This is a genomic window from Rhodococcus sp. FG69 (assembly GCF_057808915.1).
Window position 1 is genome coordinate 88161 of record NZ_JBMDIX010000001.1, and the last position, 25289, is coordinate 113449.

The window sequence follows — 25289 nt, forward strand, 5'->3', positions numbered from 1 at the left end:
GGTGAGCGAGAGAAGGCGCAGAATCGCCAGCCCGGCCGAACCTGCCCCTGATCTGTCGTCGGACGGTCGCCGCGATCTGCCTGCGACGAACGATCCGACGACGGCTCAGCTCGCAGCGGTCATCGGTGGCCCGGTGGGCAGGCACGCGCTGATCGGGCGGCAACGTTTCATGACGCCGCTGCGTGTTCTGCTGCTGCTCGCCGTGGTGTTCCTGAGCTTCGGCTGGTTCGCCAAAGCGGGGTGTATTCAACAGGCGCCCAACGGTCCCGGCGGCGCGCTCGGGTTGGATTGGAGCGGCAGCCGTCAGTACGTGGCGATGTGCTACTCCGACACGGTTCCGTTGTTCGGTGCCGAGCGTCTCGACGAGGGTGCATTCCCGTACAAGAAGTCCTGGGAAGAAGTGGCTGCGGACGGTTCGACGCAGATTCGGTACATGGAGTACCCGGTGTTGTCGGGTCTGTACCAATACGGGTCGATGATCGTCGCGGAGGCGTGGAGTTCGGTCCCGTGGCTTCCGCAGGCACTGCAGGTAGCCATCTATTTCAACGTCGTCGCCGTCGGCCTCGCCTTGGCATGGCTGGTCACCGTATGGGCGACGGCCATGTCCGCGGGCAGGCGCATCTGGGACGCGGCTCTCGTCGCGGCGTCTCCGTTGGTCATCGTCCACGGCTTCACCAATTTCGACGCTCTGGCAACGGCATTCGCGGCCACCGGCGTGTTGGCGTGGGGAAGGAAGAGGCCCGTTCTTGCGGGAGTCCTGTTGGGGCTCGGCGGCGCGGCCAAGCTCTATCCGCTGCTGCTTCTCGGTCCGTTGCTGGTACTGTGCTGGCGCGCTGGGAAGCTACGCACGTGGGGTCAGGCGGCGTGTGCCGCACTTGCTGCATGGATCGCGGTCAATCTTCCTATCGCGCTGTTGTATCCGAGCGGCTGGTACGAGTTCTTCCGACTCAACTCGGTGCGTGGCGCCGATCCCGACTCGATCTACAACGTGGTGTCGTCGTTCACCGGCTGGGGAGGGTTCGACGGTGTCCTCTATCCAGGGGACAGACCGATGATCCTCAATTCCGTGACTCTGGTGCTTTTCGTTCTCGTGTGCGGAGTGGTGACGTACATCGCCATGAATGCGCCGACGAGACCACGGCTCGCGCAACTCGCCTTCCTCGTCGTCGCAGGATTTCTGCTGACGAACAAGGTGTGGAGCCCGCAGTACTCGTTGTGGTTGGTTCCGCTCGCGGTTCTGGCATTGCCTCATCGGCGACTTCTGCTCGCGTGGATGGCGATCGACGCACTGGTGTGGTTTCCGCGGATGTACTACTACCTCGGGATCGGCAACAAGGGCGTGCCGGAGCAGTGGTTCACGGGGACGATCGTCGTGCGCGATCTCGCGGTGGTCGGCCTGTGTGCGCTGGTGGTGCGCCAGATTTACCGTCCGCGGGAAGATCTGGTCCGGCAATTCGGCGTGGACGACCCGAATGGTGGCGTACTCGATCGTGCGCAGGATGTGCGAGTAGGCGCGAAAACCGCTACCAAGCAAGCGGTTTCCGCGACAGCCCCCTAGGCCTGGATGTACGGTCCGAGCTGCGGCACTGCTTCGCCCGCATGCTTGGCGTTGATGCCTTCGCCGAGTGCCTGAAGCTTCCAGTTGCCACCGTCGCGGTAGACCTTGGCCATGACGAGACCGGTGAACGGCATGCCACCCTGAAGGGTGAACCGTGCGAGCTCGGTGTTGTTGGTGTCGTCGACGAGCCGGCAGAACGCATTCTGGATCTGCTCGAATGTCTGGCCGCGGTACGACGTGACCGTGAATACGATGGCCGTCACCTGCGGGGGCACCCGCGTCAGATCGACGTTGACTACCTCGTCGTCGCCTTCGCCTTCGCCGGTGAGGTTGTCGCCTTGGTGCAGAATCGAACTGTCCTTGGACTTCAGCTGCCCGTAGTAGACGACGTCGGCGACATTCCGACCGGCGAACATGATCGCGGAGGCATCGAGATCGATGTTGCCGCCCTTCCCGCCCCCGCCGAAGAAGCTGGTCTTCTTCGGTGTCTGAACTGGATCCCAGCCCAACCCCATTCGGATGACGGTCAGTGCAACGCCACCATCCTTCTTCAGTGTGACCTTCTGGCCCTTGGTGAGGCTGACGGGACGTGCCTTCGTCAGGCTGACCTCAGGCGGTCCGGAGGGAGCGGCAGGAGGTGTGGGGGCGGGCGGTGGGGTGGGTGCTGCAGCGGGCGGTGGGGTGCGCGGTGGTGCCGGTGCCGCAGCCGGCTGTGCAGCTGGAGCGTCATCGACGGACACGCCGTGATCGGTCACGAGGGCGGCGAAGCCACCCGCGTAGCCCTGGCCGACCGCGCGGACCTTCCACGCGCCCGAGCGTCGGTAGATCTCGACCGCGATGACGATGGACTCACTGCTCAGACCGTCGATCGTGTAGTGAAAGAGCGCAGTGCCCTGGCCATCCGAGACGGTGGCGGTGGGAGGGGCGGAACGACCGAAGCTGCTCGACGAATCCTCGAGGGTGATGACCGCGCGGATCTGCTCGATGTCGGCAGGAACCTGGGCCAGCGAGATCGCCAGTTGCGCAGGCTGTCCGGCAGGGCCGGGTACCAGACGGACGCCGGGACCCGTCGGCTGATTGAAGAACACGAAGTCCGCGTCGGTCCGTACCTTCCCGTTGGCACCGACCATCAGTGCGGACAGGTCGGCGGGCGCGGTGAGTCGCACCGAGACGACGACGTCGCCTGCAGTGATCGGGCCGTTCTGACCCTTTGCCAAGGGCTGGCCGGCTGGAGCAGACATACAGGAAGTCCTTCGTCTCGGTGTGAAGATGCTGCACACCAATGTACTGGGTCGATTTGTCCGAAACCCGGACCCCGAAACCCGCTGGTCGATGTGTCAGGCGCGCAGCGCTACCTTCTCGACGAGTTCTTGTATCTCGGACGCGAGTTCGGCGGCGGACACGGGTACGACACTGATGTTCGCCGAATGTCGAATCATGTACCGGCCGTCGTCGGCGAAATCGACCCACTGCACGGCGGAAGTACCCTCGGTGAGCCTGCTGTCCGGTGCTGGACCCGCGCACACCAGAATTTCACCGGCACTCGACGGTGCCCGCGAAAACAGCCGCTGATAGCGCGCGTCGTCGGTCGTCCGCGGCGTGCTCGACAGGAGCGGTGAACTCGACTCGTGGTCGGTAGGACGCACAGGTCGGTCGACGTCGATCCTCGTACTGGTCCCGCGGCCGACTTCGGGCAGAACCGACAGAACTGCACCCACGCTTCGGAACGGCTCCATCAGGTGCACCGTGACATCTGCGCCGGATCGGTCGTGGACACCCGGATGCTGCGTCAGCACGGCGGCGGAGTCGAAACCGATGGCCGCGTGTGCTCGAAGCTTCTCGTGCGCCGATTGCCCCACTCGCACGTGACCGACCACTTCGACGCGGACCCGCGGTTCGATGATCGTGTGCACCGCGACGCGTAAGTCCGCGTCCATGATCGGTGCGACGGAATCCGTTGCCTCCTGGCGCTGCCGATGGTAGTCGGCGGCGGAGTCGGCATGCGGTGTGAACTGCAGGGGAAACGGCAGCCGATCTCGCCCCGCCTGTTCCAGAAGCATCCGAAACGGAAGGCCCTCGAAGGTCCAACGACGATCGTTCACTCGCCGAGCACCGGTGGTGCAACGAGCGGTAGCGAGCCGATCAAGTCGTCCCCGTTGACAGCGTCGATCAAATACCCGGGGGTCGTGTGCACGTCGTCGTCGCCACCTGGCCCGCCGCGGCCCCCGGCCGGTGCCATGCCACCCATCCCGCCCATTCCCGGGGCTCCGACGCGTCCCGTCGCGGCAGCCCCCGGCGCGGCACCGCCGGCACTCGATCCGAGGCCACCGCCCTGAGCGCCTCCCAGCGACGAGCCACCTCCTGCGCCGCCGAGCGACCCGGATCCACCGAACCTGCCCCCGGCCCCACCTGACGGCGACCGTCCTGAAGAACCGCCCTGGCCCGTCGCCATGGAACCGCCGTGCGGGGAACCTGACGTCGAACTGCTCGATGTGCCCTGACCCCCGGGTCCCGATGTGCCCTGACCCCCCGGTCCCGATGTGCCGGTACCGGATTGTTGTCCGGCGCCCGGTGACTCGGACGGTGCCCAGCTCGACGCCTGCGTGGCGGTGTCCTGTGGAGTCGCCGCTGCCTGCGGTTGGGCCTGCGAGTCGTTTGCGCCCTGTCCAGATCCCCCCTGCCCGGGTCCCGCCTGACCGCTACCGCCCTGCCCAGAAACCTCCTGTCCAGAACCTCCCGATCCGGATCCGCCGGACCCGAAGCCGGAGTAGGGAATGGGGTTGGAATCCATTCGCGGGTCGCCCAGACCAGGGAAGGTGTTGGGTGCGTCGGATCCGTTCAGCGGGTTCACCGCTGGCGGTAGCACTGGAACCTGCACGGCCGCTTCGCGAATGACCGGCGCGTACTGAGTCTTCATCACCGACCTCGCCGCCTCCTCGGCTTCCTCGTGCAAGTGCTGGAAACTCTTCATGTCACCGGGCAGGAACGTCCTCGTACTCCAGGTCAGTGCGTCGAGGATCTTCTCGCCGCCGGCATAGGGTACGGGCGGCGGCAGCGTCGCTTTCGTGCTCGTGACGCCGCCGTAGCTTTCCATCACCTTCGTCGCCAGAGTGTCCGCAGACAACATCAGTTCGACGGACGAGTTGGCGTACTTCTGCACGCCCTGGCCTGCTGCATCTGCCGCGGCGCCCTGCCAGTTGGTGCCGATCTGACCCGCAATTTGTTGGGCGAACGATGCGGCACTCCGCGCTGCTTCGAATCCGAGCGCGCGCCAGTTGTTCGCGGTCTGGTCGATGGTGCTGGGGTCCAGGCTGCCTGCCTTCGCCCAGATGTCCTCGTGCGACATCACGTCGAACGGATCGTCGGCAACCGGATTCGAATCGAACTGGGCGGAGTACCCAGCCCTGGTGGCGAAGTCGCGCTTGAGGGCATCTGCGAACTGCTGTACGAACTCGGTGTCGTCCGTGCTGGCGGTCAAAGCGATGTGAGCGAGCCTCTCGAGCTCGCTGCTGAGATCGCCGATCCCGATCGGTTCGGGGCTCACGACAGCTCACCCGCCCTGCTGCGTCGCACACGAGAACCACTGCGCATTTTCGACTACCCCCTGTGTTCGAGAAAGACCAGTGCGTACAAAGACCACTTGCCTACTTGGACGCAGCGGCGGCCGCTACGGTTCCACTCGATCGTCGACTTGTTCGCCGAGCCAGGTGAGGATCTCCTCGCCTGCCCTGCCTCCAGACGTCGCTGTCACGGTGAGGCCACGGTGTTGAAAGTTCAGTTCCTCGAGTTCACCGTGCGCGGGGCGAATCGCCCGGTCGGCTGCGATCAGCATGTCGGCATCGAGAGCGCCGTCGCCCGCAGCGAGGGTGAGAGGCCGAGTGCTCAGAACCCCGTCGTCGACGCATCGATTCACGACCTCGGCCACCGCTTTGCTCTTGCTCACCATGTCGGGCATCGTGTAGATCTTGCGGCCCTGCTGCGAGACGTTCCATCCGCGTGCAGCACACCACTGGGACCACTCGGTGAGGAAACCGTCGGGGACCTGTGCCGGTTCGACGACGAGGTAACAGAACAAGTCGTCCGCGGTTCGTCGCTTGAGTACCCACTCGCCGACGGCGCGTGCAGCTAGCTCGGCACGGATCCGGTCGAGACCCACCTCGTGGAAGTTCGCTCGCCACTGCACATCGGGTTCTCCGTCGACGAGGATGTTGCCGCCGTTGCTGGTGATGGCGTACCGCCATGGTGCACCCGGCAGGGCTATCCGCTGGAACTGTTCGATGGTGCGCGTCGTCGTCGGAACCACGACGGCAACCGAGGAGAACTTCTCGAGTCGGCTCGCGGCGTCGATGGTCATGTATGACAGTGGTTCGCCGTCGTACATCTCGACGCAGGTGACCGAATCGTCGACGGCGAAGCCCAGCGCCGCACGCGAGTAGATCATCGTCCGATCCAGATCGACGGAAGCGAGAGTGCTTCTCACGTGACGTCCTTGATGAGTCCCATGCAGGAATACGCCAGGTCGGGCACTTCGACGACGGGGACGCCTCGGGCTTCGGCGAGCATGCGGATGTGCTTGTGCTCCGGAGCAGTCTCGTCACGTACGAGAACGCGCCACGGCACGCGGCGCAACAGCACCCTCGTGGTCTCGCCGACGCCGGGTTTGACGAAGTTCACGTGCGAGATCCCGAACTGCTCGCGCACCTTTTCCACCGACGCCCAGCCGCTCCAGCTGGGGGTTCGGTCCGATTCTGCGACTTCCGCTGCCGCCGTCTCCGCAGCCGTGCGCACTGAGGCGAACTGGCTGGACACCGTGTCGAGCAGGTGGTTCGACACATCGTCTGCGGCGAGATCGGCATAGTACTTCGCGCCGTGGAAGTCGCCGTCCCGGATGAGGGAATCGTTGAGTACCGTGCGCGAAACCAGTCCGGACACAGTCGAATTGAGGCATGCAGAGGCGATGAGGAAGTCGTCCCTCGTGCCGTAGGTGCGGGCGCAGTGCCCGGGATCGGCGAGGACGGCCAGATCGTCGTCGAACTCGGCCCCGTCGAACTCCGCCAACGCCGCCGAGAGTTCGCGGGCGATCGCGCCCTTTCCGGTCCACCCGTCGACGAACACGACCGAACGCGAATCGTGATGATCGGCCAGGTAACGCAGCGCCACTGCGTCGATGCCGCGGTCTCGCACGATCGAGACCGCATAGTGCGGAAGTTCCAGTCCGTGCATCTCGAATGCCCAACGCCGCATGAGGATGCCGACCGGTGTTCCGGCCCGTGCCAGCGATGCGAGCACGATGTCGTGACCGCGTTCGGCGAGGACGAGCTCGGTGACGGTACCCACGGCAAGCGCAAGGCGAGATGCACTGTCGTGCAACACGGTTTCGAACAACTCCCGATACGCCGAGTCCGGCTGGTACTCGACGGGCAAGGATTCGGCGTAGTGCGCGGTACCTTCCTGAATCTTCTTCTCACGTTCGGCGATGTCGGCTTCGAGTGCCACCGCCGAAAGATCCTTCAGCAGCCAGGTGACCTCGTGTGGGGCGTACGAGCCGAACTCGGGGCCTGTCAACGGTACGGCTCGACGTGACACCGTCAGGGCCGCCGGATCCGCACCGCGAACGACGACGACCAGCACGTCTGCGCCCGACGCCGCGATCGTTCCGGCCGGACCTGCGGCATCGAACAGCAGCTCGGTGTCGGCAGGCTCGTCGACGACCAACACGATCAGCGCGTCCTCCGGTCCCGACGCGTTGTAGACGTAGCGAGCTTCGGCTTCACCGAGTTCGGGTGCGAGAAAACGGAACCCGCGACGAAGCGGGTAGCCGGACTCGTCGAGCACGTATGCCGGGGAGCGAGTCGTCGTCTGGAATAGCGCAGGATGTCCCCGGTCAGCCAACGCGGACGCGAGCCGCAGCGGCAGGTACATCAGTTCCTCATGGCCGAGGACGATGACGGCCCGACCCGTTGTCACCGCGGTTGCGACGACGGCGGCCACGTCGGCAACGGCGGTTTCGAAGGGTGCGGCGTCGGTCGCGAGGAAGCCATGCCGACCACCGTCGGGCACGGCGGCCGGCCAGGAGGCATCGACGCGGGTGACGGTTCCGGCGGCCGCGCTGACCGGGTTGTACTCGGGGTCGGGAAGGCCGGCGACCGAGTCGACCAGATTTTCGTCGAGTGCAACGCTTCCCTGCGCGAGGCTGACGCTGTCGATCACAACGCCGAGTTCTGCGGCAACGGAATCTGATTCGCTCCGGTGGCCGGGTGCCCGCATGTCGACGAGGGAGGCGATGACGTAGTGGGTGCGGGGGGTGACGGCGTGCATCGAACGTACCGCTTCGAGCGCCGTCGTCCCGGTGGAGATCTCGTCGTCGACCAATACCAGTGGGAGTAGCGGTGCCAGGACTCCCACCGACGTGGGAAGCAGGCGGTGATCCGTCGCGTGCGAATGGCCTTCCTGGAACTCGGCGTACACGTCGGTGCCGGGGACGCTGCGACGCGTCGAGTGCAGGTAGCAGTGTGCGCCGAGTCGGGCGGCAACGCCGTGCCCCAATCCTGTTGCTGTCTCCGCGAATCCGAGCACGTCGACGTCCGAACCGCCGACAGCGGCGAGTACCAGATCGGCGAGCCGATCGGCCGCGTCCGTGACGACTGCCGGGTCGACCGGGATGTGCTTGCCGAGTACTTCGGAGACCAGGAGGTGCGCACGTCGGGGGTTGCGGCGTAGGCCGGGGCGTACCAGTGTCTCGACCGACCACGGCGAGGAACTTCCGGTCGCGGTGAGACGAATACCCGAGGTGGGGTCGCTCATCGGCCCGCCAGTTCCGTCAGCAGGTCGACGAACGTGATGCCCTCGTTGGTGACGCCGAATGCCTCTGCCCGCAACAGGGTTTGGCGCGCCCAGTTTCGGTGGGGGCCGAGCTCGTTCATCTTGTTCCGGTAGCCGGACGCGCGAACGCCTCCGGCGTCGGACTCCAGAATGTCGACTGCATCGTGGTACTCCTCGTGGGTGACGGCCGACAGTGCGTGCACTGCGGCGACATGCGATGGGTGGATGACGGTCTTGCCCTGAATTCCGTTGGCGCGGTCGAGGGCGACCTCGCGCAGTAGCGCATCGAGATCATGGCTGACGAGTTGCTGACGGAAGCGGACGGCTTCCTGCTCCGCGAACGGCGTCTGGCGGAGCATGGGGCGAAACATACGCTCGTGGTCGGCGAAGTACTCCCAGACGGGACCGGTGATGACGAAACCCGAGTCGTTCGTTCGCGCAAGATGGTTGACGATGGCGCTGATCGCATCGGCGACGACGCGGACGTCGTAGATTGTCAGATCGCGGTCGCGTCGGATTCCGAACATGCCACACATGTCGGTGGCACCGATGCGCACGGCGAGGACCTGATCGCGGTGTCGATGCAGCAGTTCACGAATGGCGACGAGTTCGGCATCTCTGGTTTCGCGAAACACGATCTCGGGGGATTCGAGAACCGGCATGGCCAGCAGTCTCCGCCCGTGCGCGACCGATGCGTCGGCAATGGCGTCGAGGAACGCGCCGCCTCCGGCTGCCGTGAATTTCGGAAGCACGAAGCCCGCCAGCGAGGACGTGCCCGGACCGATCGACTCGCAGATGCGGCTGATCTGCTTCGGATTGCGAGCGCGCACGAACAGGAGTGCCCCGAACACGTCCGTGGATTCGAGAGTGTGAAGGGTGTCGACCGTGTTGGTGATCGCTTCTTCGAGGTTATGATCGGCGACCGCGTCTTCCAGATCGATCACGAGGGAGCACACGCCCTCGGCGGATCGCTTGACGAGCGTCTCGGCGAGGTCCGGCCGAGTCGCAGGCATGTACAAGGTGGCACCGAGAGCCGTTGCGATGACTGCCATGTCGCCCGCAGTGTCGATCTGTTGCGGCGCGCGCAGGAACAGCCGGTCCAGCACTGCTGCGTCGAGATGTCTGAAGTGTTGCACCGATGTCCTTAATGTCCGTGGCGAGTGATCAGCGAGCCGAGCCGCGCATTCGATCGATCACTCCGGTGATGAAGCTGGAAATGCTGTCGAGATCTTGGAGATAGGACCAGTAGTCGGGGTGCGTTCCGGTCAGTGCTGCGTTGGCGCGGTCGATTCGAGCCAGCTGAGCATCCAACACCGACCCCCATTCGGCAACCAGACCGCGATTGACCGCAAGTTGTTGTGCGTCGCGCAACGTGAAACGCACCGCTTGTTCTTTGCGTGTTGGGTCCGATTTCACCTGGCGGAGCATTGCGAGGCGCTCGGTCACCGCGTCGACGAGCTTCTCCGCGTCGCTCAGATGTGCGCGGGCCTGCGCGATGTAATCCAACGACTCTTCGGGATTGCCGCACTCGGCCGATGCACGTGCCGCGGACAGGTCTTCCTGCGCCTGTTCGATGTGGCGCGCGCTGAGGCGTTCGTTGCCGGACAGGTCGGCCGAGCTCGCGGCGTTGAACTCGCGCAGCAGCGAGGAGAACGCAGGCGCGAGGCGGTCGAACCGAGTGTTCACCGCTTCGACCCTGGTGCGGACAGATGCCAGCGCTGATCTGGCCTCGTTGGTGCGGCCGGGTGCAGCAGCGACGGCTTCCTCGAGCGCGGCCGCGGCCTCCCGTACGTTTGCTGCGGCTGTGCGTGCGCCGAGGGCGTCTCGCGAGCTCATCACAGTGTCGAGCGACGCGACTGCGGCATCGACGGCCCGCCATGCCGATCGGATGGATGGATAGTCGGTGAACGCGGGATCGGCGGACGCTACGGCCAACTGGGCTTTCTCCGCAGCGGCCTTCGCGTCCTGTGCGAGCCGAGGTGTCGCTGCGAGTGCCGACCTAGCGTGTTCCAGCGTGTCCCTGTGCGCGCTGTAGAACCGGTCGACGGCCTTGGCGGCTTCACCGAGCTCATGAGCTGCATTCTGGAACGCGGCCTGAGCCTGCGTCGTGACGATGCCGTCGAACTGCTCGACAGCCGCCAGATAGGCGGCGCCGGCGTCGAAGCATGCCTTCTCCGCCGAGGCCCACTGCGCCGACAGATCGCGTTCGGGAGTGATGCTACGGACGGCGTCCACTCCGGAGGATGCGATCGATTGACGCTTGTCCATGTCGAGGAACGCGGCCACCGCGCTGTCTTGTGCCGCGCGTGCACTGGGATCCGGCGCGCCGGAGCGGCGGAAGAGTCCAGGTCGGCGACTTGTCACTCGCCCGATAGTACTGACGGGAACTTCACGGTGTGGGGTGTGCGTTGGCGTTAGGACAACCGACGTACTCGCACGAATCGGACACGAGACCACTACGGTGAACTCTGTAGGGGGAACTCACTGCGAAAGGACTCTCAATGGGCGTCAGCCTCAGCAAGGGCGGCAATGTCTCACTCACCAAGGCGGCTCCGAACCTGACCGCTGTGACGGTCGGTCTCGGATGGGACATTCGTTCCACGACCGGCACGGACTTCGATCTCGACGCCAGCGCAATCGCGCTCGGAGCAGACAAGAAGGCCCTCAGCGATCAGCACTTCGTTTTCTTCAACAACCTCAAGTCCCCCGACGGATCGATCGAGCACACCGGCGACAACACCACGGGTGAGGGCGAGGGCGACGACGAGCAGATCAAGGTAGACCTCGCTGCCGTTCCGCCGAACGTCGACACGGTCACATTCCCTGTCTCGATTTACGACGCCGATGCGCGCTCGCAGTCGTTCGGTCAGGTGCGCAACGCGTTCATTCGCGTTATCAACCAGGCAGACAACTCCGAGCTGGCTCGCTACGACCTCAGTGAAGACGCTTCGACCGAAACCGCCATGGTGTTCGGCGAGCTGTACCGCAACGGCGCCGAGTGGAAGTTCCGCGCTGTGGGCCAGGGCTACGCCTCGGGCCTCGCCGGAATCGCCCGCGATTTCGGAGTAAACGTCTAGTAAAGCGCAGGTCAAGATTGGGACTACCCCGCTTCGTCGTTCATGATGAGGCGGGGATTTCCTATTTTGTCCTTTGCTTGCGCCGGTTACAGAAAGGCCACTAGCCCGTGGTTCTACGCATCTTCGGTTGGTCCATCGGAGTCACGATCGTCTCGGTCATCGTGGCGTTCATCTACGGGGGATGGCAGGCGCTGTTCCTGGTCCTCATCCTCGGCATCCTCGAAGTGTCGCTCTCCTTCGACAACGCCGTCATCAACGCGACGGTTCTGCGCCGGATGAGTGAGTTCTGGCAGAAGATCTTCCTGACGATCGGCATCGTCATCGCCGTGTTCGGTATGAGGCTGCTGTTCCCGCTCGTCATCGTCTGGGCTGCGTCCGGGCTCGGCCCGGTTGCGGCCGTGCGGTTGGCGCTGAATCCACCGCCGGACGACGCTGCGTACTTCTCGGACGGAAGTCCGAGCTACGAGACTCTCCTCACCGATGCTCACCCACAGATCGCGGCGTTCGGTGGCATGTTCCTGCTGATGCTGTTCCTCGGATTCATCTTCGAGGATCGCGAGATCACGTGGCTGAGCTGGTTGGAGAAGCCGCTCGCCAGGATCGGCAGGCTCGACCAACTCTCGGTGGTCGTCGCCAGCATCATCCTCGTACTCACCGCTGAGTTCCTGGCGGAGGACGAGAAGATCTCCACCGTCATGGTCGCCGGTGTGCTCGGCATGGTCACTTACATCGCTGTCAACGGGTTGGGTGAGCTGTTCCACATCGAAGAAGAGGTCGAGGAGGATGGCGAGAGCGCAACTTCCTCGGGCGGTCCGACGCAGCTGGCCAAGGCGACGGGCAAGGCCGGCTTCTTCCTGTTTCTCTACCTCGAAGTGCTCGATGCCTCGTTCTCGTTCGACGGCGTCATCGGCGCATTCGCGATCACCGCGGATCCGATCATCATCGCTCTGGGCCTCGGCTTCATCGGCGCGATGTTCGTCCGTTCGATCACCGTGTTCCTCGTCCGCAAGGGCACGCTGTCGGACTACGTGTACCTCGAACACGGTGCACACTGGGCCATCGGTGCGCTGGCGCTCATCCTGATGGTGTCGATCGGTGTGCACATCAACGAGATCATCACCGGACTCGTCGGAGTGTTCTTCATCGGTGCGGCATTCGTCAGCTCCGTGATGCGCAACCGCAAGTTGGACGCGAAGGGCGCGGACACCCACGTGCACGTCTAGTCCGTTTCAGCACTGGGGGCTCCGCCCCCACTGGCACGGTTGAGTGCACTCCGATGCACTTAACCGTGCCACTTGCGGCTAAAGCTCCGCGATGTCGATGAGACCGTCCTGCAGCGCCCGAGCGACGAGGGATGCCTTGCTCGGGGCGGGTCTGCCGACGGCTGCGTACTTGCTGCGTATTCGGGTCAGATGAGTGTTGACCGTCCCGAGCGACAGGTACAGCAACCGTGCGACCTCGACTTTGGAATCGGATCGAATCCATTCGGTGAGAACCTGGATTTCGCGCTTGGTCAGCATCGGCCGCGGCCGAGTCGGGCGGGACTGAACCTGTGGCGCCGGCACCTGGACGGCCGGGGGAACGAGCGAGATAGTTCGCCGGCGGTGGAGCTCGGTGGCCTGACCGCCTGTCGAGACCATCGCTGAGGTGTCGAAGTTGGCTGTCATGTGGTGTCCCCCCGAGTTGTCGAAGGTTGTGCCGGGGCACAACCAGTACTGACGATTTTCACAGGAAGCTGCCAGGTTGTCTGCCCGGAAAACTAGGGGCATTGAAACTACAACTAGCTATCTATTGTTGCGGCGACACGTCGGATCGTGGCGGCAACTCCGGCATCGGAAGCCAACCGTCTTCGACGGCGCGCTTGTAGAGGTCGGTCTTGGTCGGTGCCGGACGGCCTGCTTCGGCGTACTTGTTCCTGATTCGAACCAGGTAGTCATTGACGGTCTGCTCGGAGAGTCCGGCCAGCCTCGCCACACGTCCCGCTTTCTCTCCCGACGCGTACAGCGCAAGGACTTCGCGTTGACGAGGACTGAGACCGACATCGGGAAGGTGAGGATCGCCGTCGATCGCCGCGGCCCAGTCGGTCGTGACGACCTGATTCCCGTCTGCAGCAAGGCGAATGGCCGAGACGATGGCGGCGGCGGGCTCGGACTTCCGCACGACGCCCAATACTCCGGCGCGGGCTGCCGAACGGACGAGGAAGGGGTTCTCGGCTCCCGTGTAGACGAGCACCTGGACGCCGATGCCGTGTAGCTTCTCGACGTTCGAGCGTGGTGACGATCCGTCGCCGAGACGCAGATCGAGTACGACGAGGTCGAGCTGTGGGCCCCGCAACAGAAGTTCGTCGACGGTGGTTGCCACCGCCACGAGGGCGAGGTCGGCTTCGTCGGAGAGAATTGCCTGCAGACCGACCGCCACGGATTCGTGATCCTCGACGAGACCGATTCGGCGTGGGTGCACCTGCTCGGTCGCTCCAGTTTCGACCCCAGTCGATTCCCCGGTACCCAAAGTCATCTTCCGCCCCCTCGGCGATTTCGGCTTCCTGATCGATTGTCGAACGGAAGGGTCGGTTCGTTACGCGCCGCAGGCACGGACGTTCACGGTGCGGTCGATGCCGGTGACGCACGAGTGTCGCGCTGTTCGGGGAAGTGCTCCCCGGGTGGGTCCTCGTTTCGCAGTCCCGCCCTCGCGAACACGAAGAACGCAACGACGAGGAGCAACGCTCGGCCCCAGACTCCGACCTCGACGAAGAGCTTTTCGGTGCCGGCGTCGGTCCCCTGGGCGAGTGCAGCGAAATATTTGAAGACGCCGATTCCCATCGAGAGGTCAGCTACGAGATACGCGACGACGAGTGCCCACGGCACCCTCAGGAGCACGAAGAACGGAATCAGCCAGAGCGTGTACTGGGGCGAATGGACCTTGTGCAGCAGCAGGAAGCCGCACAGCATCGACCCGCTCACCGCGACCCACGGGTACACGTGCTCGGTTCCTGCTCGGCGGGCTCCGAGCCACAGCGCCACCGCGAAGGCGGTGAACACGAGAAGAGGCGACGCGATGTCGACGGTGTCCTGAAACGCAGCTTCCGCGCGCTCGTAGCTCTCCTGTGTCGTCGCGTCGGTGACGTAGAGCTGCCGGAGTCCCCAGTACCAGATCGAGTTGGTCGTGATGTCGGCTTGGCGCAGCGTTTGGAAAGCGAACGACGCTCGCCAGCCCTCGTACCCGAGGATGGCGAACGGTGCGTTGATCGCGACGACGGTTGCGGTGGCCGCAGCGAGAACCGACAACCCGCCGCGGACGTCGAGCTTCGTTCCGGCGACTCGGCCTGACGCTCCGCCGTACGCGACGAACGCCGCGAGAGGCAGCACGAATGCGCCTGGGTAGAGCTTGAGACAGAACCCGATGCCGAGCAGTACAGCGGCCACCATTGCCTTGACGCGCAGTGGCATTCGTGAGGTCATCACGAAGACTGCGCCGACGGCGGTGGCTACCACCGGCAGTTCCCAGTTATGGAACGCGTAGAGCACCAGCGGTGGACCCACCGACCAGAGCAATGCGGCTCTGCCGGCCAACCGCCCGAGCATCCAGGCGGTCAGCAGCCCGAACGGGGCGAGCAGCAAGGCCGAGTAGAGAAGAAATTCGGCGTCGGTGTGGGCAGGGATTGCGCCGACCCACATCAGAACCCCACTCAGCACCGGGTATTCGACGGTTCCGCCGGTCAGCACACCGGTGGAGGTGATGGCACCGTCGAGATAGGGAAAGACGTGGTTGTCGATGTCTCGACCGAGCCATAGGAACTGGATGTCGGAGTAGCAGACCGAACTGTCCTTGACGGCGTCGAACACGGTGCTTCGGCCGTTCTCCAGGAACGGAGCGACCGCGCACCTAGCTTTGTTCAGATAGCCGAGCAGAAGAGTGAACGCGCACAGGGCGACAACGACGATTGTGGTGGTCGTTGACGTTCTGGGTCCGCGCGGGCGCAGCCCACGGGACCACTGTCCACCCGATTGCATGCGGCCAGCCTATGTTCTCGCGTGGCACGGGTTGGAACCGTCGACTGATTTCCCAGGTCAAGGACTGCTCGTGTACCCTCCAAGGGTTGCTGACGCAACGACCCTCCTGCCACGGATAGTCCGTGGCCGTTTTCACTAGTCCACAGGAGGTGATGAGGTCTTATGCGTCATTACGAATTGATGGTCATTCTCGACCCCAACCTGGACGAGCGCACCGTCGCTCCGTCTCTCGACACGTTCCTCAACGTCGTTCGCAAGGACGGCGGCAACGTCGACAAGGTCGACGTCTGGGGTAAGCGTCGTCTGGCTTACGAGATCGCCAAGCACGCCGAGGGCATTTACGCCGTTGTGAACATCAACGCCGAGCCCGCCACCGTCAGCGAACTCGACCGCCAGCTCGGACTCAACGAGTCCGTACTGCGCACGAAGGTCCTGCGACAGGGCAAGTAATTGTCGTTGCTCGCCTCTAGGCTGGCATCAACAAAGACTTACTACTGAAAGAGGAACCATGGCAGGCGAGACCGTCATCACCGTCGTCGGGAACTTGACGGCAGATCCAGAACTTCGCTTCACCCCGGCCGGCGCGGCCGTGGCCAACTTCACCGTTGCGTCCACTCCGCGAACGTTCGACCGTCAGTCCAACGAATGGAAAGACGGAGATGCACTCTTCATGCGCTGCAACATCTGGCGCGAGGCTGCGGAGAACGTGGCCGAGAGCTTGACCCGCGGCGCGCGAGTGGTCGTAACCGGACGGCTCAGGCAGCGTTCGTACGAAACGCGTGAAGGCGAGAAGCGGACTGTCGTCGAACTCGAGGTCGACGAGATCGGTCCTTCCCTGCGCTACGCCACGGCCAAGGTCAACAAGGCCAACCGCGGTGGCGGAGGCGGAGGCGGCGGATTCAGCGGCGGCTCTGGTTCCTCAGGCGGATCAGGCGGAGGACGCTCCAACTCCGGCTCGGGATCCAATTCCGGTGGAGACGACCCGTGGGGCAGTGCACCCGCGGCTTCCGGCTCCTTCGGCGGATCACGTGGCGGGGACGACGAGCCTCCGTTCTAGATCCATTGCGATCGAGAACAACCAGATGTAACGGAGACACACCATGCCCAAACCGCCATTGCGCGACAAGGTGCTCAAGAAGAAGGCGTGTTCCTTCTGCAAGGAAAAGAACACGCAGATCGACTACAAGGACACGACGCTGCTGCGTAAGTACGTCAGCGACCGCGGGAAGATCCGCGCGCGTCGAGTCACCGGCAACTGCGTCCAGCATCAGCGTGACGTGGCCGTTGCCGTGAAGAACTCGCGTGAGGTAGCTCTGCTCCCTTACGCCGCGACGGCACGATAGAAAGGGGCGATCATCATGAAGCTGATCCTCACCGCTGATGTAGACAACCTCGGTGCGCCTGGCGACACCGTCGAGGTCAAAGACGGATACGGCCGCAACTTCCTGCTGCCTCGCGGATTGGCCATTGCGGCCACCCGCGGTGCACAGAAGCAGGTCGAAGGCATCCGCCGCGCTCAGGAAGCTCGTGCCGTCCGCGGCCTCGAGCATGCCAACGAGCTCAAGCAGGCCATCGAAGGGCTCGAGTCCGTGTCGCTGTCGGTCAAGACCGCAGGCGACAAGGGCAAGCTGTTCGGTTCGGTCACCGCTGCGGACGTCGCTGGTGCCCTCAAGGCATCGGGCGGACCGGTCGTCGACAAGCGCAGCATCGAGCTGCCGAAGGCGCACATCAAAGCAACAGGCAAGCACGGCGTCGTTGTGAACCTGCATCCCGATGTGGCTGCGAAGTTCACGCTGGAGGTCGTCGGTAGCTGATATTCAGCTCCCGGCCCGTTACGGCCGAAAAAAGCCCCACGAACACTAGTTCGGGGGGCTTTTTTCGTGTCTTGTCACAAAAATGCTGTGTCGCAACACATTTTGTTTGTGAGGGATGTCTCTTGGGGGGCGTCTGGTGTTCGGTTTGCGTACCCTTTGAATTGGGGCGACACACGTAGTTCGACACTTCTACAACTGACCAGACGCCGAGACGCCGAGACGCCCGGAGGAACCTGCCGTGACAACGACAGTCGACAATGAGTCACCAGAATCATCAACGGATTCCGAGCGCACGTCTCGGATCGGGGGGATTCTGAAATACGACGTACCGGCATCGCTGGTCGTTTTCCTTGTAGCAGTACCACTTTCGATCGGCATCGCCGTTGCATCGGGGGCGCCTGTGATGGCAGGACTGATTGCCGCGGTCGTCGGTGGCATCCTCGCCGGAGCGCTGGGCGGTTCGCCGCTGCAGGTCAGTGGACCTGCAGCCGGACTCACCGTGGTGGTTGCCGAGCTGGTCAATCAATTCGGTTGGGCACTAACATGTCTCATCACAGTTGGTGCTGGTGCAGTTCAGATTCTGTTGGGGCTGAGCAGGATTGCCAGGCACGCGCTCGCCATCTCGCCGGTGGTAGTCCATGCCATGCTCGCCGGCATCGGCGTCACAATCGCGTTGCAGCAGATTCATGTGCTGCTCGGTGGCGAATCCGAAAGCTCGGCAGTACAGAACCTTCTCGCCATCCCGACCTCGGTTGCCGCCGGTCAGTGGCCGTCGATCCTCGTCGGCGGCGTCGTGATCGCGTTGATGTTGCTCTGGCCCCGACTTCCTGGAATGGCGTCGAAAATTCCTGCTGCGCTCGTCGCCGTGGTGACTGCGACTGCTATCTCGGTACTTTTGAATCTCGAGGTCGAACGAATCGACCTGCCCGGCAATCTGATCGAGGCTCTCAGTCTCCCGGCGCTTCCGGACGGCCAGTGGGCCGGTATCGCCACCGGAGTGTTGACCATTGCTCTGATCGCCAGCGTCGAGAGCTTGTTGTCTGCGGTGGCGGTCGACAAAATGCACACCGGTCCGCGGACCAATTTCGACCGTGAGCTCCTAGGGCAGGGTGCGGCGAACATGGTGTCCGGTGCAGCTGGTGGACTTCCGGTCACCGGCGTGATCGTGCGAAGCTCCAGTAATGTGAAGGCCGGAGCCAAGTCTCGTGCATCGGCCGTTCTGCACGGTGTATGGATCCTCGTCTTCTCGGTGCTGTTCATTTCGATCGTGGAGTTGGTTCCCTTCGCGGCTCTCGCTGGGTTGCTGGTGATGATCGGAGTGCAGCTGATCAAGCTGGCGGACATCAGGATTGCGAACAAGACCGGTGATATCGCTGTTTACTCCGTGACTGTCATCGGTGTGGTGGTGCTGAATCTCCTCGAGGGCGTCCTGATCGGTCTGGCGCTCGCAGTATTTCTGGTGCTGCGTCGAGTGGTGTGGGCGCACGTTCGTGCGAACGAAACAGTGGACGGCACCTGGCGAGTCCACATGGAGGGATCGCTGAGCTTCCTGTCGCTCCCGCGGCTGACCCACGTCTTGTCCTCCGTGCCGAGTGGCGCGAAGGTGAACATGGAACTGGCTGTCGACTTCCTCGATCACGCTGTGCACGAACACCTTCACGAATGGGTTCGCCAGCACGAACTCGGTGGCGGCGAGGTCAGCATCGAGGAGAACGGTTCGGCGTCGCTTGCGGCGGCGGCGGAGGGTCCGCCGAAGCGCGGCATGGCCGGTGTCCGTGGATCGTTGGCGCCGTGGTCCGCATGGCAGCTCAAGAGCGACTCCGATGTCAACGAGAACCCGCCGGCGCTACGACCGGTTCTGTCCGGCGTCGCCGAATATCACCGGACGCATGCGGACGCAATCAAGCCACACCTGCAGGGAATGAAGGAGTTTCAGGACCCGGACACGTTCTTCCTTTGCTGCGTCGACTCGCGCGTCATGCCGAACACGATCACCAGCAGCGGCCCCGGTGACCTATTCACCGTTCGCAACATGGGCAACATGATTCCCGCCCAGGGCCAGGATACGTCGGTCGAAGCGTCGCTCGCTTACGGTGTCGACGTTCTGGGCACCAGTTCCGTTGTGGTGTGCGGACACTCGGGTTGCGGCGCGATGAGAGCGATTCTGGCGGGGCCGGACACAGTGGGCGACGAACGGGTCGTCGAGTGGCTCGAGTACGGGTTGGCTAGCCTCGAAGCGCTGCGCAGCGGACATCCGGTGGGTCGAGCGGCCGCCGAGCTCGGCTTCGCCGAAGGTGATCAGTTGGCGATGGTGAACGTCGCCGTTCAGCTACAGACCCTGACCCGGCACCGAGTCGTCGGACGCGCGGCGGCCGAAGGCAAGCTCCGTGTCACCGGGTTGTTCTTCGACATCCCGTCCGCTCGCGTCCTCCAGATAAGCACCAAGGAGATCACGGTGCTCGACACCGCAGTGGTCGAGCCGGTCTAGCGTCCCTCCGCCTCGGGCGTGCGCGTGCGCGTGGGCTGGAACGTGCGCGTTCGGGGGTGGTGGTGACCGAACGAGTCGTTCGGTGCGGAGTGGGGGTCGGCGCGCAGGTTGTAGCGAGTGCGCGGGTTGCAACGTGCGCGTGGGCTGGAAGGTGCGCGTGGACGTGGGTCTGGGCTGGAAGGTGCGCGTTCGGGGGTGGTGGTGACCGAACCAGTCGTTCGGTGCGATTTGGGGCGTTTGCGACAGCTTTCGTGGCGCATCGGAATGTCCAGCCCCGACAAATATGGGCACGATTCATGGTTTGAAACACAGCGGAACGGGGCGGAGCAAACCCGACGCCCGCTTTTGTGAGTGTTCCCAGACACTGTGACGCAATTCACGCAATTGTTAACTTGCCATTTACTCAACACGCCCGAGTTGTCAACTCGGGCGACACGCCGCGAAATAATTCATACACAGGACAGAAAGTTCATGTACACCCTCTACGCTGGGAAAAGGCACCTCACCGACAAAGTTATACCCAGGTTATCCCCAGATGGTCAACACAGTTGTTCAGCACTATCCACAATTGCTCCACAGATTCATACACAGGCCGTGTTGTGACTGGAGACCAGACCACCTAACGTCCCTCCAGCGTGTCTTCGCGGCCCATCGGGTGTCCACGGCGGCGGTGACACTCTTGGTCTCGAGGGGTGTCGTAGGCGAGGGGTACAACTAGTTTCAGTTCGCAGCCGAGTGGTAGGCGGCCGCGGTTTACGACGGGAAAGGGCGGTCGAGTTCGCGTGGCAGTTGTGGACGATCGAGGGCAGTCGGACTACTCCTCCGCGCCTCCTCCCAGCGAGGCGCCAGGTGAAGACTTCGGTCGTCAACCTCCTCAGGACATGGCAGCAGAGCAATCAGTTCTCGGCGGCATGCTGCTGAGCAAAGACGCCATCGCAGACGTCCTCGAGGTCTTGCGGCCCGGCGATTTCTACCGCCCGGCGCATCAGAGCGTGTACGACGCGATTCTGGATCTCTACAGCCGCGGTGAGCCCGCTGACCCAGTCACGGTGTCCGCCGAACTCGACCGACGTGGTGACCTCAAGAGGGTCGGGGGTCCCCCGTACTTGATCACCCTCACTCAGACAGTGCCGACGGCGGCGAATGCCGGCTACTACGCGGAGATCGTGGCGGAGAAGTCGATCCTGCGCAGGCTCGTCCAGGCGGGCACTCGCATCGTGCAGTTCGGCTACGCAGGCTCTGACGGTCAAGATGTCGCCGAGGTTGTGGACCGCGCGCAGGCCGAGGTCTACGAGGTCACCGAGCGTCGCACCTCGGAGGACTTCCTTCCCCTCGAAGAGCTACTGCAGCCGACGATGGACGAGATCGACTCCATCGCCAGTCGTGGCGGCATATCTCTCGGTGTACCAACAGGATTCGCCGAACTCGACGAGATCACCAACGGCCTCCACCCAGGTCAGATGATCATCGTTGCGGCGAGGCCTGGTGTCGGAAAGTCGACCCTGTCCATGGATTTCATGCGTTCGTGCTCCATCAAGCACGGTATGCCCAGCGTTATTTTCTCCCTGGAAATGAGTCGCACCGAGATCGTGATGCGTCTGCTTTCGGCAGAAGCGAAGATCAAACTCGGTGACATGCGTTCGGGAAAGATGACCGACGACGACTGGACCAGGCTTGCTCGTCGAATGAGCGAGATCAGTGAGGCCCCGCTGTTCGTCGACGACTCCCCCAACCTGACGATGATGGAGATCCGCGCGAAGGCTCGACGACTGAAGCAGCGCAATGGGCTGAAACTTATTGTGGTGGACTACCTTCAGCTGATGTCTTCGGGCAAGAAGGTCGAATCTCGTCAGCAGGAGGTGTCGGACTTCTCTCGTCAGCTCAAGCTCCTGGCCAAGGAACTCGAATGCCCGGTGGTTGCGGTCTGCCAGCTCAACCGTGGCCCTGAACAGCGAACCGACAAGAAGCCGATGGTCTCCGACCTCCGCGAGTCGGGGTCATTGGAGCAGGACGCCGATATGGTGATCCTGCTGCACCGCCCCGACGCCATCGAGCGCGACGACCCCCGCGGCGGCGAGGCCGACCTCATTCTCGGCAAGCACCGTAACGGCCCGACAGCAACGATCACAGTGGCCCACCAGCTGCACCTGTCGAGGTTCGTGGATATGGCCAGGGGCTGACCGTTCGCAGTATGTTCTCGGAACCGCGGCCGAACTTCCCAACCAGGGGCGAAGTGATTGGATACACGGATATCGCCGCCGGGGTGTGCCACGAGAACGTCGGCGCGTGGCACATCCCGGGCGGCGACATCGAGGCCAAGGACCGCCTTCACACTTAAAGTCCTGAGCTTGTCAGCGCACTATCCTGTCGAGATCATCCGGTACAGCAGAATCCGCTGGAACAACCTAAGCATCAACGGTTTCGAGGCTCGACACCCTAGACGCAATATCCTCCGCGAGAGCACGCACCTCCTCGGCGAGCACCTCACGCCCCTTCGTGTCCGACTCGTGGACGAACGTGGTCGAACCCACGGTGGCGCCGCAGTATTCGACGACGCCCTTCTCGATCTGGGTGGCGAAGGCCTCATTGATGCCGTGGCGCTCGAAGCTGGCGGCGTCGTCGCCTGCGACCACCACGAGGTGCACCGTCAGTCGATCCAGCTTCTTCACGAACTCGCTTCCTGGCGTGAATTCGTATGCCCACCCACTGACGAAGACTCGATCGATCCAGCCCTTGAGCAGTGCCGGTACCGACCACCAGTACATCGGAAACACGAGGACCACGTGGTCGGCGCGATCGATGCGTTGCTGTTCCGAAGCAACGTCGTCGGGCACAGTTCCTTTGCCTCGGTAGAGGTTCAGATCGTCGGACGAGAACCTGGGGTCGAATCCTTCTGCAGCGAGGTCGGCGAATTCGACGCGTCCGCCCGCGGCAGTGATCGCGTCCGCGGTGGCCCTCGCGGCATGGTGGGTCAGGGAGTTGTGATCGGAATGGGACACTACGACGAGACTGGTCATGATGATCCTTCGGGATAGCGAAACCGGTATGTACGAACAGTAGGTTACTATTCGTACATAACGCAAGGAGGTGTTCGATGGCGCGCACGAGACTGTCGCGTTCCGACAGGTACGACCAACTCGTCGAGGTGTCGTGGGCGCTGGTACGGGCAGAGGGCGCGGATGCGCTGACACTCGGCCGGTTGGCCGAGCGGGCAGGCGTGGCAAAACCTGTGGTGTACAGCCACTTCCCATCTCGAAACGCACTCTTGGCAGCGCTCTTCAGCGAATTCGACGACCGCCAGAGCGCCATGCTCACGGAGTACCTGGCCGCGGCGGATCAGTCGCTGGACGGCCGTGCGAACGCGATCGCGAACTCCTACGTGGGGTGTGCGCTGGCGCAGGGGCGCGAACTGACGGGTGTGCTCGCTGCGTTGGAAGGCTCACCCGAGTTGGAGCAGGTCAAACGCGAAGCCGATCAGGCGTATGCCCAGCAATGCCGCGACATCCTCGAGCCCTTCGCGGGCCCGGCCGGCGTGTCGGTGCCATCGATCACGGCGGTGTTCGGTGCTGCGGAGGCTCTTTCGCATGCCACCGTGTCCGGGACGCTAACCCCGGATCAAGCGAGGGGTGAACTGGCCGCCGTCATCGTAGCGACGGTTCGCAGGTCGTAGGTCACGGGTCGTATCTTCGACGCCTGTGCTTGTGAGCCGGCGCGGTCAGAACCGGCATCGCACGCCGGAGGAAGTCCTCGAAGTGCGGAGTGGTGAAGGCTGTCGTGCCATCACCGGGAAGATAGATCAACCCCCGTTCGATCAAACTCACGCGCGTGGAGGCGCATTGGGCTGTGGTGCGTTGGAGGAGTCGGGCTGTCTCGGCCTCGATCGGTGAATCGACGATCGCGCGCAGGTATGCGAGCTCCATTTCGCCGGCGCGCGAAAGGTGTTCGCGAAAGAACGTGCTGTCGACGAACTTCGCGTAGTCCTCGCGGACAGCATCGACTGCAGCGGAGGTTACCGTCGCCGACGCATCATCGGACCACAATGCGAACCCGAGCGCTTGGGTGAGGACAGGGTAGCCGCCGGTGATCCGAAAAGCTGTTGCCACAGCATCGTCGTCCCACCTTCCGTTGCCGCGCAACAGTTGTGCAGTGTCGGCGTCGGACAGGGCGCCGAGGGCACGAAACTCGAACAGACGGTCTGCCCGGACCTGGGACTCCGCAGACAGTGCGTCCGACCTCGGCAGCCCTGCCCCGACGAGGGTGATGGGCAGTTCGCGGAGGTAGGTTCGGTGGAATCCGTCGATGAGAGCACCGAGTTGACCGTCCGAGAATCGTTGGAGTTCGTCGACGACGAAGACGATTCCGGTGCCGTGTGCCCTCGCTGCGTCACCGAGCGCGAGAAGCATCGCAGTCACGTCTGCGGAAAGGTGACCGGTATCGGCGCTCCCCTTCGTCGATTCCTGCCATTCCGCGGTGAGTGGATTGTCGGTTCCCAGGACCGAGGCGAACGAGCCGAGCACCCCCGATGCCGCCGTCGCCTCTGGCTTCCACCGCCCTCGCGGGGATACGGCGAGCAGCGCGCTTCGACACTCGAACGACAGCTGGCGTCTGAACCCGTGGTCGTCCCGTCTGGCGCCATCGATGTCGACTATGGCCCAGCCGCGCGATCTCGCGGCTCGCACGTGGTCGCGCAGCAACACGGTCTTCCCGGTGCCGCGTAGACCCGTCACGATGTGAGATTGCTGTGCGAGCCCGCGCTCGAGACCCACGAGAAGCGAGGTGAAAGCTGTTCGGAAGCCCTCGCGCCCGACCAGCTGCCGCGGCGGCGCTCCCGTCTCGGGTGTGTAGGGGTTCTCCATAGGAAGAGTTATATGGCGCGTCGGCGGGCAAGTAAATCGGTGCAGAAAACTCTGTGACATGCGTGAAAAAGCACCCTCGATTTAGCTGCGTCGCGCAGTAGTTGCATAGGACAACGATATGGTCTACCGTCGGCGACTTCGAACGACGAGAGGAGTGCGGTGTTGTCCACAGTCCGAGCGGCGGACGGCGTCGTCGAGTTGCTACCGGAGTGGGGACACGTCGTCGCGCAGTTGAACGGACTCATCGCCGATCGTGTGGGAGTCCCGGTTCGGGACCTGGACACACTGCATGGGCTCGATCGACTCGGTCCTGCGACGGCGAAGGTACTGGGCGAGCGCGTCGGTCTGACGTCGGGGTCGGCGAGCCGCATGATCGACCGGTTGGAACAAGCTGGGCTCGTAGAGAGAGTTCGCGATGGCGAGGACCGTCGACGCGTCATGATCGCCGCCACAGAGCAAGGCCTGCATCGGGTGGGTGAGTACTACGTCGAACTCACCAGCGCGACCCGACGAGACTTGTCGGACTTCACAACGACTGAACTCGACACAATCCGGAAGTTCCTGCGCCGTTCTACGGCCAGCACGTCAGCAGAGCTGACCAGACTGAGATCCAGCGAGGCCCCATGACACCGCCCCTTCCCGGAGTTCTTCACGCATGCTTCTC

The 25289-nt window shown here is 63.6% G+C and carries 24 protein-coding genes; 12 read left to right on the plus strand and 12 right to left on the minus strand.

Going from position 1 to position 25289, the window contains the following annotated elements; all coding sequences use genetic code 11:
- Position 1 precedes the first annotated feature (1 nt).
- Entirely contained in the window at positions 2 to 1558 is a 1557-nt protein-coding gene (locus tag ACODSO_RS00395) for a glycosyltransferase family 87 protein (protein ID WP_489034187.1), read from the plus strand.
- On the opposite strand, the gene ACODSO_RS00400 is transcribed toward ACODSO_RS00395, so the two are convergent.
- From ACODSO_RS00400 to ACODSO_RS00430, 7 genes are all read right to left on the minus strand, one after another.
- Complete coding sequence (locus tag ACODSO_RS00400; RefSeq protein WP_489034189.1) at positions 1555 to 2799, minus strand: TerD family protein; 1245 nt, start codon at positions 2797 to 2799, stop codon at positions 1555 to 1557. The genes ACODSO_RS00395 and ACODSO_RS00400 overlap by 4 nt on opposite strands.
- A 96-nt stretch (positions 2800 to 2895) precedes the next feature.
- Positions 2896 to 3660: an ESX secretion-associated protein EspG gene (locus tag ACODSO_RS00405; RefSeq protein ID WP_489034191.1), complete on the minus strand. Its 765-nt coding sequence runs from the start codon at positions 3658 to 3660 to the stop codon at positions 2896 to 2898.
- Positions 3657 to 5102, minus strand: coding sequence for a hypothetical protein (locus ACODSO_RS00410; RefSeq protein ID WP_489034193.1), 1446 nt, complete (start codon positions 5100 to 5102; stop codon positions 3657 to 3659). Before ACODSO_RS00410 ends, ACODSO_RS00405 begins: the two co-directional genes overlap by 4 nt.
- A gap of 123 nt (positions 5103 to 5225) precedes the next feature.
- Positions 5226 to 6038, minus strand: a complete 813-nt coding sequence (locus tag ACODSO_RS00415) for an HAD family hydrolase (RefSeq protein ID WP_489034195.1) — start codon at positions 6036 to 6038, stop codon at positions 5226 to 5228.
- Positions 6035 to 8362, minus strand: coding sequence for a phosphoribosyltransferase (locus tag ACODSO_RS00420; RefSeq protein WP_489034197.1), 2328 nt, complete (start codon positions 8360 to 8362; stop codon positions 6035 to 6037). Before ACODSO_RS00420 ends, ACODSO_RS00415 begins: the two co-directional genes overlap by 4 nt.
- Positions 8359 to 9516, minus strand: coding sequence for an HpcH/HpaI aldolase/citrate lyase family protein (locus ACODSO_RS00425; protein WP_489034199.1), 1158 nt, complete (start codon positions 9514 to 9516; stop codon positions 8359 to 8361). Before ACODSO_RS00425 ends, ACODSO_RS00420 begins: the two co-directional genes overlap by 4 nt.
- 28 nt (positions 9517 to 9544) lie before the next feature.
- Complete coding sequence (locus tag ACODSO_RS00430; protein WP_489034736.1) at positions 9545 to 10648, minus strand: hypothetical protein; 1104 nt, start codon at positions 10646 to 10648, stop codon at positions 9545 to 9547.
- 233 nt (positions 10649 to 10881) lie between these two features.
- Here ACODSO_RS00430 and ACODSO_RS00435 point away from each other — a divergent pair, with 233 nt between their 5' ends.
- Complete coding sequence (locus ACODSO_RS00435) at positions 10882 to 11457, plus strand: TerD family protein (RefSeq protein ID WP_068372740.1); 576 nt, start codon at positions 10882 to 10884, stop codon at positions 11455 to 11457.
- Positions 11458 to 11564: 107 nt separating this feature from the next.
- Entirely contained in the window at positions 11565 to 12680 is a 1116-nt protein-coding gene (locus ACODSO_RS00440) for a DUF475 domain-containing protein (RefSeq protein ID WP_489034201.1), read from the plus strand.
- A gap of 78 nt (positions 12681 to 12758) precedes the next feature.
- Here ACODSO_RS00440 and ACODSO_RS00445 read toward each other — a convergent pair whose 3' ends face one another.
- The 3 genes from ACODSO_RS00445 to ACODSO_RS00455 all read right to left on the minus strand — a co-directional run bounded on the left by ACODSO_RS00445 (position 12759) and on the right by ACODSO_RS00455 (position 15467).
- The gene (locus ACODSO_RS00445) at positions 12759 to 13124 is read right to left on the minus strand and encodes a response regulator transcription factor (protein ID WP_082897734.1); all 366 of its coding nucleotides are present in this window, start codon (positions 13122 to 13124) and stop codon (positions 12759 to 12761) included.
- 121 nt (positions 13125 to 13245) lie between these two features.
- Positions 13246 to 13971 (minus strand): response regulator transcription factor, encoded by a 726-nt coding sequence (locus ACODSO_RS00450; protein WP_489034204.1) that lies wholly within the window; start codon positions 13969 to 13971, stop codon positions 13246 to 13248.
- 83 nt (positions 13972 to 14054) lie between these two features.
- A complete protein-coding gene (locus ACODSO_RS00455) occupies positions 14055 to 15467 on the minus strand; it encodes a glycosyltransferase family 87 protein (protein WP_489034205.1) in 1413 nt (470 codons plus the stop codon).
- Positions 15468 to 15629: 162 nt separating this feature from the next.
- Here ACODSO_RS00455 and rpsF point away from each other — a divergent pair, with 162 nt between their 5' ends.
- From rpsF to ACODSO_RS00490, 7 genes are all read left to right on the plus strand, one after another.
- Entirely contained in the window at positions 15630 to 15917 is a 288-nt protein-coding gene (rpsF, locus tag ACODSO_RS00460) for a 30S ribosomal protein S6 (protein WP_068372750.1), read from the plus strand.
- A gap of 58 nt (positions 15918 to 15975) precedes the next feature.
- A complete protein-coding gene (locus ACODSO_RS00465) occupies positions 15976 to 16524 on the plus strand; it encodes a single-stranded DNA-binding protein (RefSeq protein WP_068372751.1) in 549 nt (182 codons plus the stop codon).
- A gap of 43 nt (positions 16525 to 16567) precedes the next feature.
- A complete protein-coding gene (rpsR, locus tag ACODSO_RS00470) occupies positions 16568 to 16810 on the plus strand; it encodes a 30S ribosomal protein S18 (RefSeq protein WP_019665161.1) in 243 nt (80 codons plus the stop codon).
- A 15-nt stretch (positions 16811 to 16825) separates the two neighbouring features.
- Positions 16826 to 17281, plus strand: a complete 456-nt coding sequence (gene rplI, locus ACODSO_RS00475) for a 50S ribosomal protein L9 (protein ID WP_338887910.1) — start codon at positions 16826 to 16828, stop codon at positions 17279 to 17281.
- Positions 17282 to 17519: 238 nt separating this feature from the next.
- Complete coding sequence (locus ACODSO_RS00480; protein ID WP_489034209.1) at positions 17520 to 19769, plus strand: SulP family inorganic anion transporter; 2250 nt, start codon at positions 17520 to 17522, stop codon at positions 19767 to 19769.
- Between the two features lie 782 nt (positions 19770 to 20551).
- Positions 20552 to 21949, plus strand: a complete 1398-nt coding sequence (gene dnaB / locus ACODSO_RS00485) for a replicative DNA helicase (RefSeq protein WP_489034211.1) — start codon at positions 20552 to 20554, stop codon at positions 21947 to 21949.
- 11 nt (positions 21950 to 21960) lie between these two features.
- Entirely contained in the window at positions 21961 to 22107 is a 147-nt protein-coding gene (locus ACODSO_RS00490; RefSeq protein ID WP_489034212.1) for a hypothetical protein, read from the plus strand.
- 67 nt (positions 22108 to 22174) lie between these two features.
- On the opposite strand, the gene ACODSO_RS00495 is transcribed toward ACODSO_RS00490, so the two are convergent.
- Positions 22175 to 22786 (minus strand): NAD(P)H-dependent oxidoreductase, encoded by a 612-nt coding sequence (locus ACODSO_RS00495; protein WP_489034213.1) that lies wholly within the window; start codon positions 22784 to 22786, stop codon positions 22175 to 22177.
- 77 nt (positions 22787 to 22863) lie between these two features.
- Between ACODSO_RS00495 and ACODSO_RS00500 the strand changes: the two genes are divergently transcribed.
- Complete coding sequence (locus ACODSO_RS00500) at positions 22864 to 23439, plus strand: TetR/AcrR family transcriptional regulator (RefSeq protein WP_489034214.1); 576 nt, start codon at positions 22864 to 22866, stop codon at positions 23437 to 23439.
- A 1-nt stretch (position 23440) separates the two neighbouring features.
- On the opposite strand, the gene ACODSO_RS00505 is transcribed toward ACODSO_RS00500, so the two are convergent.
- On the minus strand, positions 23441 to 24625 hold the full coding sequence (locus ACODSO_RS00505) for an ATP-binding protein (protein ID WP_489034216.1): 1185 nt from the start codon (positions 24623 to 24625) through the stop codon (positions 23441 to 23443).
- A gap of 162 nt (positions 24626 to 24787) precedes the next feature.
- Here ACODSO_RS00505 and ACODSO_RS00510 point away from each other — a divergent pair, with 162 nt between their 5' ends.
- A complete protein-coding gene (locus tag ACODSO_RS00510) occupies positions 24788 to 25252 on the plus strand; it encodes a MarR family winged helix-turn-helix transcriptional regulator (protein WP_489034218.1) in 465 nt (154 codons plus the stop codon).
- Positions 25253 to 25289: the final 37 nt, after the last annotated feature.